The organism is Paraburkholderia sp. SECH4 (genome assembly GCF_030511745.1).
Classification (GTDB): Bacteria; Pseudomonadota; Gammaproteobacteria; order Burkholderiales; family Burkholderiaceae; genus Paraburkholderia; species Paraburkholderia madseniana.
Genome location: NZ_JALOCP010000036.1, coordinates 22,490 through 37,743 on the forward strand (window position 1 = coordinate 22,490; position 15,254 = coordinate 37,743).

Sequence of the window (15,254 nt, forward strand, 5' to 3'; positions counted from 1 at the left end):
TGGAAAATCCGTTAATCAGCTAATTAACGAGACGGTCGGAGATGTTGGTTATCGTCGTTCGCTGCTGGCACCTATCATTAAGGCACCGTAGAGAGGATGTTGAGCGCCTGATGAGCATCGCACACACGGCGCTCGTGATGGAAAGGGAACGACATTCACGCACTGAGCGCGTTGGATGGTCGATTTCGGGTTGGGAGGTTCCGTGCCACCGCTACGCGCAATCAATCTGCTCCAGTCGAAGGAAGGTGCCCGTCTCCATGGTCCGGAACTCGACCGCTGGCGCCGCTGGGGGCCCTATCTAAGCGACCGGCAATGGGGCACCGTTCGCGAAGACTACAGCGAATACGGCACCGCATGGGACTACTTTCCGCACGACCATGCGCGCAGCCGCATGTACCGCTGGGGTGAGGACGGCATTGCCGGATTCGGCAACGACCCGCTCGACTGGTGCGTATCGCTCGCCCTCTGGAACGGGCACGATCCGATCATCAAGGAACGGCTCTTCGGGCTGACGAACGCGCAAGGCAATCACGGCGAGGACGTGAAGGAGCTTTACTTCTATCTCGACGGCACGCCGACGCATTCGTACATGAAGATGCTGTACAAGTATCCTCACGACGCGTACCCGTACCAGGATCTGATCGATGAAAATCTGCGGCGCGGCGCCGATCAGCCCGAATATGAAATTCTCGATACGGGCGTGTTCGACGATAACCGCTACTTCGACGTCTGCGTCGAGTACGCGAAGCACACGCCCGACGATATCGTGATGCGCGTTAGCGTCGAAAACCGCGCGGATCAGTGCGCGGCGCTTCATCTGTTGCCGCAATTCTGGGCGCGCAACCGATGGGCATGGTCGGGCAAGCCCGGCAAGCCGTCGCTCACGCTGGAGCCGAATACTGAGGAAGGCGCGCGCGTCGTCGCGCACAATCCCGCGCTCGGAACGATGATCGTGACGGCGTCGGCGCAACAGCCGATCGAGTGGCTCTTCTGTGAAAACGAAACGAATGTGCGCCGCATTTTCGGCTTCGAAGGAACGGGACCGTTCAAGGACGGCTTCAATGACTACCTCGTTGACGGCGACGAGCAGGCAATCCGGCGCGACAAGGGCACCCGCGCCGCCGCGCATGTGTATCTACAGTTCGCGCCTCATGAGCGCTCGGTGCTGTATCTGCGCTGGCGTCCAGAATCGTCCCCGGCTGCGGCTTCGAATACCGTGCCGCTCGAGATCAACGAGCTCTTTGCGCGCCGACAAGCGGAGGCCGACGAATTCTATGCGGCGCTTCAGCACGACATCCCCGACGCCGATGCTCGGCTCGTGCAGCGTCAGGCGCTCGCCGGCATGCTGTGGTCGAAGCAGTACTACCAGTTCGACGTGACGCGCTGGCATGACGGCGACCCCGGCCAACCGAATCCACCGAGAGCACGGAGGCGCGGCCGCAACGCGGACTGGCGGCACATGTGCAATGGCGACGTCGTGTCGATGCCCGACAAGTGGGAGTATCCATGGTACGCGTCGTGGGACCTCGCGTTTCATGCGGTCGCGTTCGCCATGATCGATCCCGACTTCGCGAAGAAGCAATTGCTGCTGCTCGTGAAGGAGCGTTATATGCATCCGAACGGGCAATTGCCCGCCTACGAGTGGGCGTTCGGCGATGCGAATCCGCCCGTTCATGCGTGGGCAACATGGCGGGTGTACGAACTCGACCGCGAGGTGACGGGCATTGGCGATCATGAGTTTCTTGAGGTCATGTTCCACAAGCTGCTGCTCAATTTCTCGTGGTGGGTCAACCGCAAGGACGCCGATGACCGCAACATCTTTCAGGGCGGCTTTCTTGGGCTCGACAACGTCGGCATCTTCGACCGGTCTTCGCCGCTACCGACCGGCGGTCGCATCGATCAGGCCGATGGCACGGCATGGATGGCCTCGTACGCGCTCGACCTGATGCAGATCGGCCTCGAACTGGCGATGACGAACAACTCGTACGTCGAAATCGCGGTGAAGTTCTTCGAGCACTTTCTGTATATCGCGGAAGCGGTCAGTTGCAGCGAAGGCTGCAGAACAGGGTTATGGGATGGACAAGACGAATTCTTCTACGACGTACTGCACCTTCCGGACGGTACCCGTGTGCCAATGCGCATTCGTTCAATCGTCGGACTGATTCCGCTGTTCGCCGTTCACGTGCTCGAGGATCGGGTGTACGGTCATCTGCCGGGATTGCGCGAACGGCTGGCGTGGTTTCTCGATCATCGGCCCAATCTGGCAAAGCTGGTGTCGCGCTGGACCGAACCCGGCACGGGCAACACCACGCTGCTGTCGCTGTTGCGCGGACAGCGGATGACAGCGCTGTTGCGGCGCGCGCTCGATGAAAACGAATTTCTCTCCGAGCACGGCGTGCGGGCGCTTTCCCGTGTGCATCGGGATGCACCGTACGTCTTCGACCATGATGGCGTGAACCTCCGCGTTCAATACCAGCCAGCCGAATCGGACTCGCGTGTTTTTGGCGGCAATTCGAACTGGCGCGGGCCGATCTGGATACCCGTCAACTATCTGCTGATCGAATCGCTGTATGAGTTCTATCGCTACTACGGTGATGAGTTTCGCATCGAATATCCGACGGGATCGGGCAACCGCGCTTCGCTGAGCGGGATTGCCGACGACCTTGCACGGCGGCTCACCACGCTCTTTCTCAAAGATGCACAAGGCGTGCGGCCCGTGATGGCCGCTTATCCAATGCTGCAAGCCGACCCGCGTTCGCAGGATCTCGTCCTGTTCCATGAGTACTTTCACGGCGACACTGGACGCGGGGTCGGCGCTTCGCATCAGACCGGCTGGAGCGGGCTCGTCGCGCTGCTGCTCCAGCCGCGCATGATGAAGCTGTCCCATGTAGCGCCTGATGTTGCGCCCGACGTAGCGCCTGATGTTGCGTCGGTGGCAGAAGACACCGCACCAGCCATGGCTCGGTAGCGATGTGTTAGCGTTCCACCGCGAAACAGGCTGCCTGGCGACGCCGACTATTTCACGAAGGTTCAGGACTACGACGAACAGGACTGGTCGAACAACATCGCAACGCACCAGGCGATCATGCTCGGCGACGTTGCGATTGTTCCGGTTACTTTCGGCTCGAAAGACAAAATCAGCGTGTTGGTGTTTCTCCGCAAGCAAGGCGTCGGCCATCCCTTGCATCTGCTCACTCTCCGCCGTAGAGCGCGTTCAGGCGATCCATCGTGCCGTCCTGCTGGGCGCGCTGCAATTCCTGTTTGACCTCCGCGCGAGTCTTGCCATGGATGGCACCGCTATCGCTACCGCCCACGGACGTACCGCCGACTGCGTCCGACGTCATAGCCGCGTTGCTGTCGGTGGCCGTTTTGGATGTGTCGGTGTTGTCACCCGCATAGGCGAGCGTGGTGCACAACGTCAATGCGGCAATAGGGATTAAAGTCAGAGCTTTCATCATATTCTCCAGCATGGTGCATGACATGCCCGACGCCAATCGAATCACGCAGTTTGCGCCGGGATTTCGTGCCGCTTCGAAAAGCATCAAGGGTTCTCGCAAAGACTCGGCACGCTCTTGTAATACCCGGGCAGAATTTCCTTTATTCCCGAGTGATCTCCCTTTTTTGTATCGCGACATGCCCCGTTCTTTCCCTACTCTTTTGTAGGATATTTACCCATCGGCGCTGTCAAAAACTTGCGCGACAATCGTCTACAACACACTAGCCGGTCGGTCCGTCAAGATCATGCCTCGCCTTTTCAATCCGAAGATTGGCGGCATTCTCAGATTGCTTGCAATCCCGATGGCAATGCTCGCACCGCCGGTCTCGCAAACCCTTTCGGCTGATCAACGTGTCGATCTGACCGCGGGCGCTTTCTGTTCCGCGCGAAACGGTCCCGACTTTCAGTTACCCAACGAAGTACCTGTCCAGCCGATCCGGCCCCTTCCGGCTGATGGCACGCATAAGGAAGGTGCTATACGGGCCCGCTATCCGACGGATAGAATCCTGAAAAATTTTTGACTACCCATGAAGCCCGGCGCCCACAAACACTCTGTCGCATGGCTTGGCCTTATCGCCATGTGGCTTGTCGTTTTCGCGCCGCTCGTGAGCCAGTTGCTCGTTGCCTCCCGCGCCGATGAGCCGGTCAGTGCCATCTGTTCGGCAGTCGACAGTGACGCTCCCGCCGCACACCATGCGTCCCCGGACAAGACCGCAGCGTGTGGATACTGCGACTTCCTCGCTCATCATGTAGCCGCTCCGAGTGTCCCTCCGGCCGGCCTCGTTGCAATGCTTTCACTAGCGGATGCGCAAGTATCGGCGCCGCCCCCGTTTGTCCCTCACGCGGCCGCGTTTCCATCCGGCCGGCCTCGCGATCCTCCCGTCCTTTCCTAGTCGTTGTTTCTGTCAGTCGCAGCGTCAGCCTGCTTCGTAATCAGGCCGTCGCGGCAGTCTGTCGTCTCAGGAAAACACGCACGTCCTTCCTCCCGAGGAGGGGGTTGACGCGCGCCCGCATCGAGCGGAGAGGAAACCATGTCTACCAACCCGAACGCGCTATTGCGCTGCACGCTGCCTTTCGCCATGGCCGCGATCTTTCCCGCTGCGGCTCACGCATGCGCCACTTGCGGCTGCTCCTTGAGCACCGATGCAGCGATGGGCTATTCCGCCGCCCCAGGCTGGCGAATCAACATCGAATACAACTTCATCAACCAGAACCAGTTGCGCAGCGGCACCGGTTCAGTGTCGAACACACAACCCGCCAGCATCAATGACGCCGGTGGCAGCCAGGAGGTGGAGCGCCAGACGATCAATCGATACATCAATCTCGGCATCAGCTATAGCCCCAGCGCGAGCTGGAACTTCAGTGCGCTCATTCCTTATATTTACCGTAGCCACACGACATATGGCAACGCGACGACGGACCAGCTCACTCCCGACAACGTGAGCGGCGCAACCAGCAAAGGCCTGGGAGACATCAAGCTCATCGCCAACTATCAGGGTTTTCTACCTACGCACAATCTTGGACTGCAGCTTGGCGTCAAGTTACCCACAGGCCGGTACGGTGGTCAGGACGTCAATACGGGTGCAATCGTTGGGCACAATCCAGTGTTCTTCTCGAACGGCCCCAATGCGGCCGCAGGCCAGGCGCTCGACACCAGCTTGCAGCCGGGCACCGGCAGTACTGACCTGATTGTAGGGGCCTACTATTACCAGGCGATCAGCCAGAACTTCGACGCGTTCATCAACGGGCAATTCCAGTCCGCAATCGTGGAGAATCTCGATCACCCCGGCGCGACATACCGCCCCGGGAATCTGGCCAGTTTGAGCCTCGGCCTGCGCTACGAGGCGAATCCGAAGTGGGTTCCGCAGTTGCAGATCAACGTTACCCGCAAGAGCCATGACCAGGGCACGCTTGCGGATACTGCGAACACAGCGGGAACCGTCGTTTATCTCAGCCCCGGCATCACCGTCAACGTATGGAAAAACCTGGAGGTGTATGGCTTCGTGCAGCGCGCTATATACAGCAAACTCGACGGTTATCAGTTGTTTCCACGCTGGAGCGGCAACGTGGGAATGAGCTATGCGTTCTGACGAATCGCGAGCGCCACTGGCGCAAGACGACCCCGCCTCCTCGATATCGACTGCGCGGCGCGCGTGGTTGCGTGCCGTGCTGGCAGTGTGCCTGGGTGCAGATGGGTTGGGCCGGCCCTTGGCGGCCCGCGCGGCCACGCTGGCCGTTGGTCAACCGGCTCCGCCTCTAGTCCTTCATACACTGGATGGCCGGAGCATAAGCAGCGCTGATCTGCTCGGCAAGGTGGTTATTCTGACGTTCTGGGCCACCTGGTGCGAGCCGTGCCGTGACGAACTGCCTCTGCTGTCGGCCTATGCCGCGCGCAACGCAAATAGCGGGCTGCAAGTACTCGGGTTCAGTCTGGATGGAGCAGACGATCTGTCAACCGTTCGTGAGGTTGCCGCCGGCCTTAGTTTTCCGGTGGGCCTGCTGGGCAGCGCCTGGGCAGGTGACTACGGGCGCATGTGGCGCATTCCGGTGAGCTTCACGATCGGACGAACGGGTCTCCTCGCGGACAACGGGTGGGACGACAAATCTCCCGTTTGGACATCCGATCGCTTGCAACGCGTTGTCACGCCACTTCTGAGGCAATAGAGGCGTAAATGACGGGTGCGAATTGTGGTGACCGTCTGCTTACGAGCCCACCGGATTTGACCGTTTCGCGCTTCTAGACAGCCATGACCGACACGGCCTTCGTCACCAGATAACCTTCCATCGCCTCCGGACCGCCTTCCGACCCATAGCCCGAATCCTTCACGCCGCCAAACGGCATTTCCGGCCAGGGCGTGGCAGGCTGGTTGATCCACAGCATGCCGACTTCCATCTGTTGCGACAGCAGATGCACGTTGCGGAACGACTTCGTGAACGCATAACCGGCGAGACCAAACGGCAGACGGTTCGCTTCGGCGATCGCTTCTTCGAGCGTGTCGAAACCGCGGATCGCGGCGATCGGGCCGAACGGCTCGTTGTTGAACACGTCCGATTCGAGCGACACGTTGGTCAGCACGGTCGGCGCGAAGAAGTTGCCTTCCGAGCCCACGCGTTCGCCGCCCGTCTCGACCTTCGCGCCGGTCTTGCGCGCGTCGTCGAGCACCTTGCTCATCGCGGTGAGACGGCGCGCATTGGCGAGCGGCCCGATGGTGGTGCCTTCCGCCAGGCCGTCGCCGAGCTTGAGACCTTCAGCATGCTTGACGAGCGCCGCGGCGAATTCTTCGCGGATGCTGTTGTGCACCAGAAAGCGCGTCGGCGAGATGCAGACCTGGCCGGCATTGCGGAACTTCGCGGCACCCGCGGCCTTGATGGCCAGCGCGACGTCGGCGTCTTCGGCCACGATGGCAGGCGCATGACCGCCCAGCTCCATCGTCGCGCGCTTCATGTGCGTGCCGGCCAGCGCGGCCAGTTGCTTGCCGACCGGCGTCGAGCCGGTGAACGTGACCTTGCGGATCACCGGATGCGGAATCAGGTAGCTGGAAATCTCCGCCGGATCGCCGAACACGAGGCCGACCGTACCGGCCGGCACGCCGGCTTCGACGAACGCCTGCAGCAGCGCCGCCGGCGACGCCGGGGTTTCTTCCGGCGCCTTGACGAGGAACGAGCAGCCGCACGCGAGCGCCGCGCTCAGCTTGCGCACGACCTGATTGACCGGGAAATTCCACGGCGTGAAGGCCGCCACCGGGCCGATCGGCTCCTTGAGCACGGTTTGCTGCACCGCCAGATTGCGCGGCGGCACGACCCGGCCGTAGACGCGGCGGCCTTCGTCGGCGAACCATTCGATGATGTCCGCCGCGGACAGCACTTCGACGCGCGCCTCGGCGAACGGCTTGCCCTGTTCCTGCGTCATCAGGCGGGCGATGTCCGAAGCACGTTCACGCACCAGAGCCGCGGCCTTGCGCATGGTGGTGGCGCGTTCGTTGGCCGGAATCTTGCGCCAGGCTTCGAAGCCGCGCTGCGCGGCGGCCAGCGCCCGGTCCAGATCGGCGATGCCGGCGTGAGCCACCTTGCCGATGGCCTTGCCGGTAGCGGGGTTGATGACGTCGAGAGTTTTGCCGCTGGCGGCGTCGCACCACTCGCCGTTGATCAGAAGACGGGTATCTGTATAGCCTGATGTGACCACGTTATGTTCCTGTTAGTTGAAGATCACGCGTCGCGCAACGCCAATTCGACATGCCTCAGGCGCCGCACGATACGTTCGACGAACTCCAGCGTCACGTGAGGTAACGCACGCTGATTGGGTGTGATGACGCCGACGGTGAGTGCGTTCACGTTCACGTCGTCGAGCGGTCTCCATACCACGTCACCGCGCGCCAGTTCGTCGAGGAAAGCCAGTTTGGAAAAAAATGAAATGCCCCGCCCTGACGCAATCAGCCGCTTGAGCAGCGTCGTAGAGTTGCAGGTGACGCTCGGCTGCAGCGACTCCCAGTACTCGGGAAAGTCGGTCGTGACGACGCCCTGGATCGGCGATCGTCCTTCGAGCCGCAGAAACGCGTGATTGCGGCATTCGTCGAAGCTGATGCGCTCCGTCTTCGCTAGCGGATGCGATGACGCCATCACCACACCCGGCGGCAACGATACCTCGGTCACGACATCGAGGCCGGCGGGCAGCTTCGTAATGTACGTAATGCCGACGTCATACTCGCCACTCACGAGTCGCGTCGGTACGTCGTGCGGCGGCACCGCGGCGATCGAATAAGTGACAGCCGGATAGGCGTCTGAAAACTCCTCGACGGTCGCCGGCAGAAAATCGACGAAAAGCGAGTCCATTGCCACCACCGACACGTGTCCCTTGCGCTCGCCCTTCAGGTCGTCAAGTTCGCTGCGCATCAAGTGGAAGTCGTTCAGCGTCGCGCGAATGTGTTGCAGCATGCGCTCGCCGGCCGCGTTCAGCCGGATGCCGTTCGGCAGCCGGTCGAACAGTTCGGTCCCCATCTCGGCTTCGAGCTTCAGGATCTGCCGGTTGACCGCGCTCGACGCGACATAGAGGTTCTGCGCGGCCTTGCGGATCGAACTGCACCGAGCCACTTCGACAAAATACTTCAGGACATTCGCATGCATCGTGTTTTCTCAGTTCATCGGCCGCACCGTCCAGGCGGCGACCACGGGATGATCGCAGGCTACCTTGCCGACGTCACATGCGCCACCCGGGGAACCGAGCGCACTCGCTTCCGGCCCGAAGAAATCCCGGTTCACGGCGGCGAAAATGGCCTCCGACTGCGGGAGTTCTTCATCGTGAAAGATCGCTTCGGTCGGGCACACCGATACACACACCCCGCAGTTGATGCACTCCTCAGGGTGGATGTAGAGCGTGCGGCCGCCCTCGTAGATACAGTCGACCGGGCAGCATTGCACGCACGCACCGTCTTTGACGTCGATGCACGGCGAAGTGATGACGTAGGCCATCAGCGTCCACTCCAGACCGGTTTGCGCTTCTCCTGGAACGCGCGCACGCCTTCATTCGCGTCCTCGGATTGCAACGCGGCCACCAAGGCGGGCAGTCGCAGTGCCTGGGCGTCCGCAGGCGAGAGTGTGGAGGTGCGTTTGACCACCTGCTTGATCGCCTGCAGCGACAGCGGCGCGCACGCGAGCAGCGCCTGAACCCAGCGCTCGACGGCGGCGTCCAGTTCGGCACGCGGCACGACTTCGTTGACGAGGCCCATCTCGAGTCCCTCGCGTGCCGAAACGCGGCGGCCGGTCATCAGCATCGCCATCGCCTGGCGGTACGGGATCTGGCGTTGCAGCAGGGTCATGCCGCCGTCAAGCGGCATGCGCCCGACGAGCGCCTCGGGCAGCCCGAAGCTCGCCTCGTCACACGCGACCACCAGATCGCAACCCAGCACCATTTCGAAGCCGCCACCCAGCGCATAACCGTTGACCCGCGCGATAACCGGCACGTTGAGCGTCTCGCGAAGCGCAATGCCACCAAAGCCGCCTGGCCGTGGCGCCGCCCAGTACTCAAGGCCGCTCACCGACGGATTCTTCAGGTCCGCGCCGACGCAGAACGCGCGCTCGCCTTCGCCCGTCAGAACCACGACCCGCACATCGCGGTTCCGTTCGAGCTCGTTCCACACGCGTTGCAGTTCGGCTTCGGTGGCGAGGTCCACGGCGTTGAGCGCTTCCGGCCGCGCCAGCGTCACCGTGGCAACGTGCTGGTCGATGACAAGACGTACGCTCATACAGCCTCCGTGGCGACCTTGCTGCGTAATTGTTGCAGGACCTCTTCGGTATGCTGGCCGAGGCGCGGCGGCCCACGCCGCAAGCCAACCGGCGCGAGCGAAAGTTCGATCGGGCTGCCGATGAAGCGCACCGGCTGGCCTTCGCCCTCGCCTTCCAGAATCAACTGGTTGTGCAGCGTCTGAGGATCGACCAGCGCTTCACGCAGATCGCGCACCGGTGCACACAGCAGGTCCTGATCTTCGAGGCGTGCGAGCCAGAAGTCGCGTGTGTTGCTCGCAAAGCGTTCCCGGAAAATCCGCTGCAATTCGGTCTTGTGAACGAACTGCTGGTTGAGATTGCAAAAGCGCGCGTCGAGCGACAGGTCGTCGATATCCAGCGCGGCGCAGATGTCGCGCAGCGGATTCGCCTTGAACGCACCGACGAGCACCAGTGCGCCATCCTGGGTATCGAAGACACCCGAGAGCGGCATCGCGGCCCAGTTCACTTCCGAGTCGGCCATCATGATCATGGCGGCTTCCTGCATCTGCATCGCGAGCATCGAGTTGTACAGCGACACGTTGACCTTCTGCCCCTCGCCCGTGCGCTCACGATGCAGCAATGCGAGCAGGATGCCCTGCACCATGTGCATGCCGGCCGAATAGTCGGCGAGCGCAGTCGGGTACACGGAAATCGGCAACGACTCATCAGCGCGGCGCGCCATCACACCGCTCATCGCCTGGGCGAGCACGTCCTGGCCACCCTTGTGCGCATACGGTCCGGTTTCGCCGAAGCCCGTGCCCACCGCGTAGATGATCCGCGGATTCAATCGGCGGCAGTCTTCGTAGCCGACGCCCATACGGTCCATCACGCCTGCGCGGAAATTGCTGACGACCACGTCCGCGTCCGCGATCAGCGCCTTCAGATCAGCCAGTTGCTGCGCGTCGCGCAGGTCGAGCGCCACGCTGCGCTTGTTGCGATTCAGACTGCAGAAGATCGGATTGTCCGCACCGGCCACCGGCTCGAACGTCGAACGGCTCAAGTCGCCCGCGCCCTTTCTCTCGACCTTGATCACGTCGGCGCCGTAATCCGCGAGCATCTGCGTGCAGACCGGACCCATCATGACCTGCGTGAGATCGACTACGCGCACGCCGGCAAGCGGCAGGTCAGTTGTCTTCGCGACGTTGTCGGCGACGCTCATGCGGCCTCCCGCTTCTCGATGTGTGCGGCAAGCGATGGGACGTCGGCGTTGCGGCCGGCCTGGTCGCCCGGATCGGCGCCTTGTGTGCGCAAGGTCTTCTGCAGCGAGTGCACGTCGACGTCGCGCACTCGCACGCCCGCGTCGAGCGCGAGCGCGGCAGCCACACCTGCGGCTTCGCCCATCGCCATGCAAGGCGGAATTTCGCGCGACATCTTCTGCGCCTGCGAGGTCGCCGAATAGTGGCGGCCGGCAACCAGCAGGTTGTCGATCTGCTTCGGCAGCAACACGCGATACGGCATGTAGTAGTCACGGCCACGCGCGATGCTGTCGTCGAAACGGGTACGCTGCGCGAGGTCGTCCTTCGTCATCACATACTCGCCTTCGAGCAGGCGCGTCTGGCGCACGCCGGTTTGCGGCGCGACATCGATCACGTAACACTGCTCGAACCCGGGCAACTTTTCGCGCACGAAATCGACCACCGCGTGAATGTGCTTCCGGCCCTGTACTTCAGCACGCGTCAGGTCTTCGGGCTTGAGGCCGTCGAGACCGGCCATGTGCGGGCAGTTGCACCACACCACGCCGGGCAACGGTGTCTTCAGCCACCAGTAGCCCCACGAGCCACCGAGAATGCGCTTGATCTGGCGATCCAGTGCCGCGAATGCCTCGGGTTCTTCGGCTTCGAAACGCTCGGCCGCCTCAGTATCGACGCCGCCGAGTCGAAATACCGTCGTCGTGATATAGGTGCCACCGACATGCGGCACGCCCGCCGACGCCGCGACATCGAGGTCCCCCGTCGCGTCGATCACCACGTCGGCGAGGATCGCTTCACGACCGCTCTTCGTCTCGCAGATCACGCCCTTCACCTGACCGTCTTCGACCAGCGTGCGCGAGAACCATGAATGCAAACGCAACTTGATGCCGAGCGATTCCACCATCTCCAGCGCGACGCGCTTCATCCCATCCGGATCGAACGCTGCGGCGAAGCACACGGGGTGAGGTGTCTTCTGGCTATGAAAGTCGAAGGTGCCCCAACGTCCCCACTTGCGATACGCGGCAGGATCCTCGCCCCACTCGTCCGAGCGCGGGAACGCCGCCAGCTTGCGCGCCGCCATCCGTTCGATGAAGGTCATGCAGACGCCGCGCACTGAAATTTCCTGCAGGTGGTTGTCCCACATGTCGTCGAGCACCAGCACCATGCCGCCGGATGCGAGGCCGCCCAGGTGGTTGTAACGCTCCAGCAGAATCACTTCGGCGCCGTTGCGCGCCGCCCCGATCGCTGCCGACAGGCCTGCGGGACCGCCGCCCACCACCACGACATTTGCCTTGGCCGCAACGCGCACATCGCGCGCACTTTCCTGAATCAAATCGCTGATCATGTTCACTTGTCTCCTCTGAGAATTCGGGTATTTCGTGTTCGGTTCAATGCGTGCTTTCGGGCTGCCATCTCACCACCAGGCGTTCGATGATCGCGATCACCAGGAAGAACATGCCGGACAGCACAGCGCTCATGATGATTGCCGTATACAGCAGGGCTGAATCGAAGCTGTAGGTCGCCTGGATGATCATGGCGCCGATACCTTGCGTGGCGCCGATCCATTCGCCGACCACCGCGCCAATTACCGACATCGACGCAGCGATGCGCAATGCGGAGAAGAGATAAGGCAGCGAAGCGTAGAGGCGCAGCTTGAAGAAGATTTCGCGCTTGCTTGCCGACAGGATCTGCATCAGTTCCATCGCCTGCGGGTTCACCGCTTGCAGCCCGCGAACCATATTCACGAGCGTCGGGAAGAAACAGACGATCGCCGCGATCGTGATCTTCGGCTCAAGACCGTTACCCATGATGAGAACGAGAATCGGCGCCTTCGCGACCACCGGAATCGAGTTGATCATCACCGCGACCGGATAGAAGATGTCCTGCAGCGTCTTGTTGTGCACGAAAACGGTGGCGATCAGGATCGCCGCCAGGTTGCCGAGCAGGAAACCTCCCACTGCCTCGATCGCCGTCGGCACGAGGTTCTGCAGCAGCACGTCGCTCTTGTTGAACAGCGTCTCCAGAACCAGGAGCGGCGACGGTGCGATAAACGGCTTCACATGAAAGCCCGCCACCACCGCCCACCACGTGAACAGCAAGCCCGCGACACCGAGTACCGGCAGGAGGCGCGCGCGCCACAGGCGCTGGCGGCGTTGCGCAAGCCATGCTTGCGCTTCAGGGTCCGCCGCTTGAGACGACAGGTTCAATTGCATTTCGGACGTGGTCATCAGCAGGTCTCCAGTACGCGCCGCAGATAGGCAGCGAGTTCGACGAATTCACGGGTCTCGCGGATATCGAGCGTCCGGTCTTCCGGCAGTCCAACCGGGACGATCTCCTTCACACGCCCAGGATTGGCGGCCAGCATCAGCACGCGCTGGCCGAGAAACGCCGCTTCATAAATGCTGTGGGTGACGAAGAGCGTCGTGAGACCCATCTCTTTCCAGACGCGACGCAATTCTTCATTCAGACGGTCACGCGTGATTTCATCGAGCGCGCCAAAAGGCTCGTCCATCAGCAGGACTTTCGGGTCGCTGACGAGCGCACGCGCAATCGCGACACGCTGGCGCATCCCGCCGGACATCTCGTGCGGGTAAGCGTCCTCGCGCCCCTTGAGGCCGACGAGTTCGAGCAGTTCACGCGGTGTCGCCCGGCCTGCACGCGCCTTGCCACCCGCGACTTCGAGCGGCAACTGCACGTTCTGGATCGCCGTGCGCCACGGCAGCAACGCCGCGTCCTGAAACACGAAGCCGATGTCCCGATGCTCACGCGCGACACGAGGCGCCGCGCCAAGCACGCTGATCTCGCCACGGCTCGGCTTGATGAGGTCCGCTACGACTCGCAGGAACGTCGACTTCCCGCAGCCAGAGGGACCGAGGAGCGTGAGGAATTCGCCGGCGGCGACGTCAAGGCTCAAGCCTTCGATCGCGGTGACGCTGCGCCGGTCGGTGAAAAAACGCACATTGATATTGCGGCAACTGATAGACAGATTGGTGTCTCGCAGCGCGCCGGCAGACGAGCCCGACCCGTCCGCGCGTGGCGGATTCATAGTGGCAGCATGCATGGATTACACCTTGAGGCGAGAAGAACGGGTAGCGTTGAGAACGTCCATCGTCATCACGTCATCGACCTTGGGCTGACTTCCCCGGAACTGGCCGAGTTGACCGTACATCGTGATCTGCTCCTCCCAGACCTTCGCGTCCATCGTGCCCCAGCCCTGGGTCTGCGTGGCCTAATCGAACGCGTAGCCCATCAGCGAATCGATCGCGACGCGCTCATCGGCGTGGTTCAGATTCGGATATTCCTTGATGAGCAGATCGACAGCCTGGTCGCGATGCGCATTCGCGTAAAGCCAGCCGCGCGCGGTTGCGCGCATGAAACGCGTCACGATGTCAGGATGGTCCTTGAGTGTCGCGGTGTTCGCGTAGTACGGCAGCGCGTAGAGGCGCACGCCGGTGTCCCACAGACGCAGGTCGACGCGATCTGCCCCGAGCGCCTTGAGCGCTGTGGTGTTGGTTTGCCAGCCGGTCACCGCGTCGACCTGGCCACTCAGAAGCGGCATCATGTCGGCGCCGATCGGCACGATGTTGACCTGGCTTTCCGGGATCTTGTTCTTCGCGAGCAGCGCCTTGAGCAGCACCATGCCCGTCGACTGGATACCGATACGCTTGCCGATCATGTCGTGCGGCGTGCGCACGGGATTCTTCTTGAGTGAAAAGAAACTGTAAGGATGCTGCTGCAGCCCGACCGCGATGCATTTGATCGGCAAGCCTTCTGAGACCGCAAGCATGATCGACGGGCTCGACGAAATCTCACCGGCCTCGGATCGGCCCGAGGCGACAATCGCGACGCCGTCAATGTTCGGGCCACCCGGCTGGATGTGAAAATCGATGCCTTCCTGCTCGTAATAGCCGAGCCGCTTCGCCGTCACCTCACCGACCTGGTTGCCGCCCGGAATCCAGCCCAGTTGCATGTTGACGGTTGCCCTGTCGCCCGCAAAGGCGCGCACAGAAAGCAGCGCGCCCGTTGCAGCCATGCCGCCCGCCGCGAGTGTCATCCGCAGCAAACGCCGACGTCCGGCATTTTCGATTACTGACATCATCTCCTCCGTTGGTCCTTCCTGGATACAAGGGGCCGGTCGTTTAACGCTGAGTGCTGCCGGTCCAAACGATTATTAAGAGCCAAAAGTGTCCCCGCAAGCATCAATTTTGAAGATGAGTGATGCCGGAATTAGCTCACCCATTCTGCGTAAAACATCAGACAAATTGCACGCGAGCGTGCGCGATTCGCGCACCTCCAAGCCTTCGATGCGC

The 15,254-nt window shown here is 62.0% G+C and carries 15 protein-coding genes; 4 read left to right on the forward strand and 11 right to left on the reverse strand.

What is annotated here, in order from left to right; translation table 11 throughout:
• Nucleotides 1-202 precede the first annotated feature (202 nt).
• Nucleotides 203-2,968, forward strand: a complete 2,766-nt coding sequence (locus M0D67_RS33355; RefSeq protein ID WP_266241141.1) for a glucosidase — start codon at nt 203-205, stop codon at nt 2,966-2,968.
• 223 nt (nt 2,969-3,191) lie between these two features.
• On the opposite strand, the gene M0D67_RS33360 is transcribed toward M0D67_RS33355, so the two are convergent.
• Nucleotides 3,192-3,635 (reverse strand): DUF4148 domain-containing protein, encoded by a 444-nt coding sequence (locus tag M0D67_RS33360; protein WP_266241142.1) that lies wholly within the window; start codon nt 3,633-3,635, stop codon nt 3,192-3,194.
• 388 nt (nt 3,636-4,023) lie between these two features.
• On the opposite strand from M0D67_RS33360, the gene M0D67_RS33365 reads away from it, so the two are divergent.
• From M0D67_RS33365 to M0D67_RS33375, 3 genes are all read left to right on the forward strand, one after another.
• Nucleotides 4,024-4,389: a DUF2946 domain-containing protein gene (locus tag M0D67_RS33365; protein ID WP_266241144.1), complete on the forward strand. Its 366-nt coding sequence runs from the start codon at nt 4,024-4,026 to the stop codon at nt 4,387-4,389.
• Nucleotides 4,390-4,527: 138 nt separating this feature from the next.
• Nucleotides 4,528-5,586 (forward strand): transporter, encoded by a 1,059-nt coding sequence (locus M0D67_RS33370; RefSeq protein WP_266241146.1) that lies wholly within the window; start codon nt 4,528-4,530, stop codon nt 5,584-5,586.
• Nucleotides 5,576-6,160, forward strand: a complete 585-nt coding sequence (locus tag M0D67_RS33375; RefSeq protein ID WP_266241148.1) for a TlpA disulfide reductase family protein — start codon at nt 5,576-5,578, stop codon at nt 6,158-6,160. The genes M0D67_RS33370 and M0D67_RS33375 overlap by 11 nt, the downstream gene beginning before the upstream one ends.
• A 73-nt stretch (nt 6,161-6,233) precedes the next feature.
• Here M0D67_RS33375 and M0D67_RS33380 read toward each other — a convergent pair whose 3' ends face one another.
• From M0D67_RS33380 to M0D67_RS33425, 10 genes are read right to left on the reverse strand one after another with little or no spacing between them, the layout of a single operon-like run.
• The gene (locus tag M0D67_RS33380; RefSeq protein WP_266241150.1) at nt 6,234-7,679 is read right to left on the reverse strand and encodes an NAD-dependent succinate-semialdehyde dehydrogenase; all 1,446 of its coding nucleotides are present in this window, start codon (nt 7,677-7,679) and stop codon (nt 6,234-6,236) included.
• A gap of 23 nt (nt 7,680-7,702) precedes the next feature.
• Entirely contained in the window at nt 7,703-8,617 is a 915-nt protein-coding gene (locus M0D67_RS33385) for a LysR family transcriptional regulator (RefSeq protein WP_154559334.1), read from the reverse strand.
• A 9-nt stretch (nt 8,618-8,626) separates the two neighbouring features.
• A complete protein-coding gene (gene fdxA, locus M0D67_RS33390) occupies nt 8,627-8,962 on the reverse strand; it encodes a ferredoxin (RefSeq protein ID WP_097395489.1) in 336 nt (111 codons plus the stop codon).
• Nucleotides 8,962-9,735, reverse strand: a complete 774-nt coding sequence (locus M0D67_RS33395) for an enoyl-CoA hydratase-related protein (protein ID WP_154559335.1) — start codon at nt 9,733-9,735, stop codon at nt 8,962-8,964. Before M0D67_RS33395 ends, fdxA begins: the two co-directional genes overlap by 1 nt.
• Nucleotides 9,732-10,913 carry a CaiB/BaiF CoA-transferase family protein gene (locus M0D67_RS33400; RefSeq protein ID WP_266241153.1) on the reverse strand — a complete coding sequence of 394 codons (1,182 nt, stop codon included), beginning with the start codon at nt 10,911-10,913 and terminating at the stop codon, nt 9,732-9,734. The genes M0D67_RS33395 and M0D67_RS33400 overlap by 4 nt, the downstream gene beginning before the upstream one ends.
• Nucleotides 10,910-12,295, reverse strand: coding sequence for an FAD-dependent oxidoreductase (locus M0D67_RS33405; RefSeq protein ID WP_266241155.1), 1,386 nt, complete (start codon nt 12,293-12,295; stop codon nt 10,910-10,912). Before M0D67_RS33405 ends, M0D67_RS33400 begins: the two co-directional genes overlap by 4 nt.
• A gap of 37 nt (nt 12,296-12,332) precedes the next feature.
• Nucleotides 12,333-13,172, reverse strand: a complete 840-nt coding sequence (locus M0D67_RS33410; protein WP_154559338.1) for an ABC transporter permease — start codon at nt 13,170-13,172, stop codon at nt 12,333-12,335.
• Complete coding sequence (locus M0D67_RS33415) at nt 13,172-14,005, reverse strand: ABC transporter ATP-binding protein (RefSeq protein WP_266241157.1); 834 nt, start codon at nt 14,003-14,005, stop codon at nt 13,172-13,174. Before M0D67_RS33415 ends, M0D67_RS33410 begins: the two co-directional genes overlap by 1 nt.
• A gap of 3 nt (nt 14,006-14,008) precedes the next feature.
• Nucleotides 14,009-14,146 (reverse strand): hypothetical protein, encoded by a 138-nt coding sequence (locus M0D67_RS33420; RefSeq protein ID WP_266241159.1) that lies wholly within the window; start codon nt 14,144-14,146, stop codon nt 14,009-14,011.
• 27 nt (nt 14,147-14,173) lie between these two features.
• On the reverse strand, nt 14,174-15,040 hold the full coding sequence (locus tag M0D67_RS33425) for an ABC transporter substrate-binding protein (RefSeq protein WP_266241161.1): 867 nt from the start codon (nt 15,038-15,040) through the stop codon (nt 14,174-14,176).
• Between the last annotated feature and the right edge of the window lie 214 nt (nt 15,041-15,254).

Coding starts and splice junctions, on each gene's coding strand:
- M0D67_RS33360 (WP_266241142.1), bottom strand. CDS start 3,635: ATGTCGCGATACAAAAAAGGGAGATCACTCGGGAATAAAGGAAATTCT.
- M0D67_RS33365 (WP_266241144.1), top strand. CDS start 4,024: ATGAAGCCCGGCGCCCACAAACACTCTGTCGCATGGCTTGGCCTTATC.
- M0D67_RS33370 (WP_266241146.1), top strand. CDS start 4,528: ATGTCTACCAACCCGAACGCGCTATTGCGCTGCACGCTGCCTTTCGCC.
- M0D67_RS33375 (WP_266241148.1), top strand. CDS start 5,576: ATGCGTTCTGACGAATCGCGAGCGCCACTGGCGCAAGACGACCCCGCC.
- M0D67_RS33385 (WP_154559334.1), bottom strand. CDS start 8,617: ATGCATGCGAATGTCCTGAAGTATTTTGTCGAAGTGGCTCGGTGCAGT.
- fdxA (WP_097395489.1), bottom strand. CDS start 8,962: ATGGCCTACGTCATCACTTCGCCGTGCATCGACGTCAAAGACGGTGCG.
- M0D67_RS33395 (WP_154559335.1), bottom strand. CDS start 9,735: ATGAGCGTACGTCTTGTCATCGACCAGCACGTTGCCACGGTGACGCTG.
- M0D67_RS33400 (WP_266241153.1), bottom strand. CDS start 10,913: ATGAGCGTCGCCGACAACGTCGCGAAGACAACTGACCTGCCGCTTGCC.
- M0D67_RS33410 (WP_154559338.1), bottom strand. CDS start 13,172: ATGACCACGTCCGAAATGCAATTGAACCTGTCGTCTCAAGCGGCGGAC.
- M0D67_RS33415 (WP_266241157.1), bottom strand. CDS start 14,005: ATGCATGCTGCCACTATGAATCCGCCACGCGCGGACGGGTCGGGCTCG.
- M0D67_RS33420 (WP_266241159.1), bottom strand. CDS start 14,146: ATGGACGCGAAGGTCTGGGAGGAGCAGATCACGATGTACGGTCAACTC.
- M0D67_RS33425 (WP_266241161.1), bottom strand. CDS start 15,040: ATGTCAGTAATCGAAAATGCCGGACGTCGGCGTTTGCTGCGGATGACA.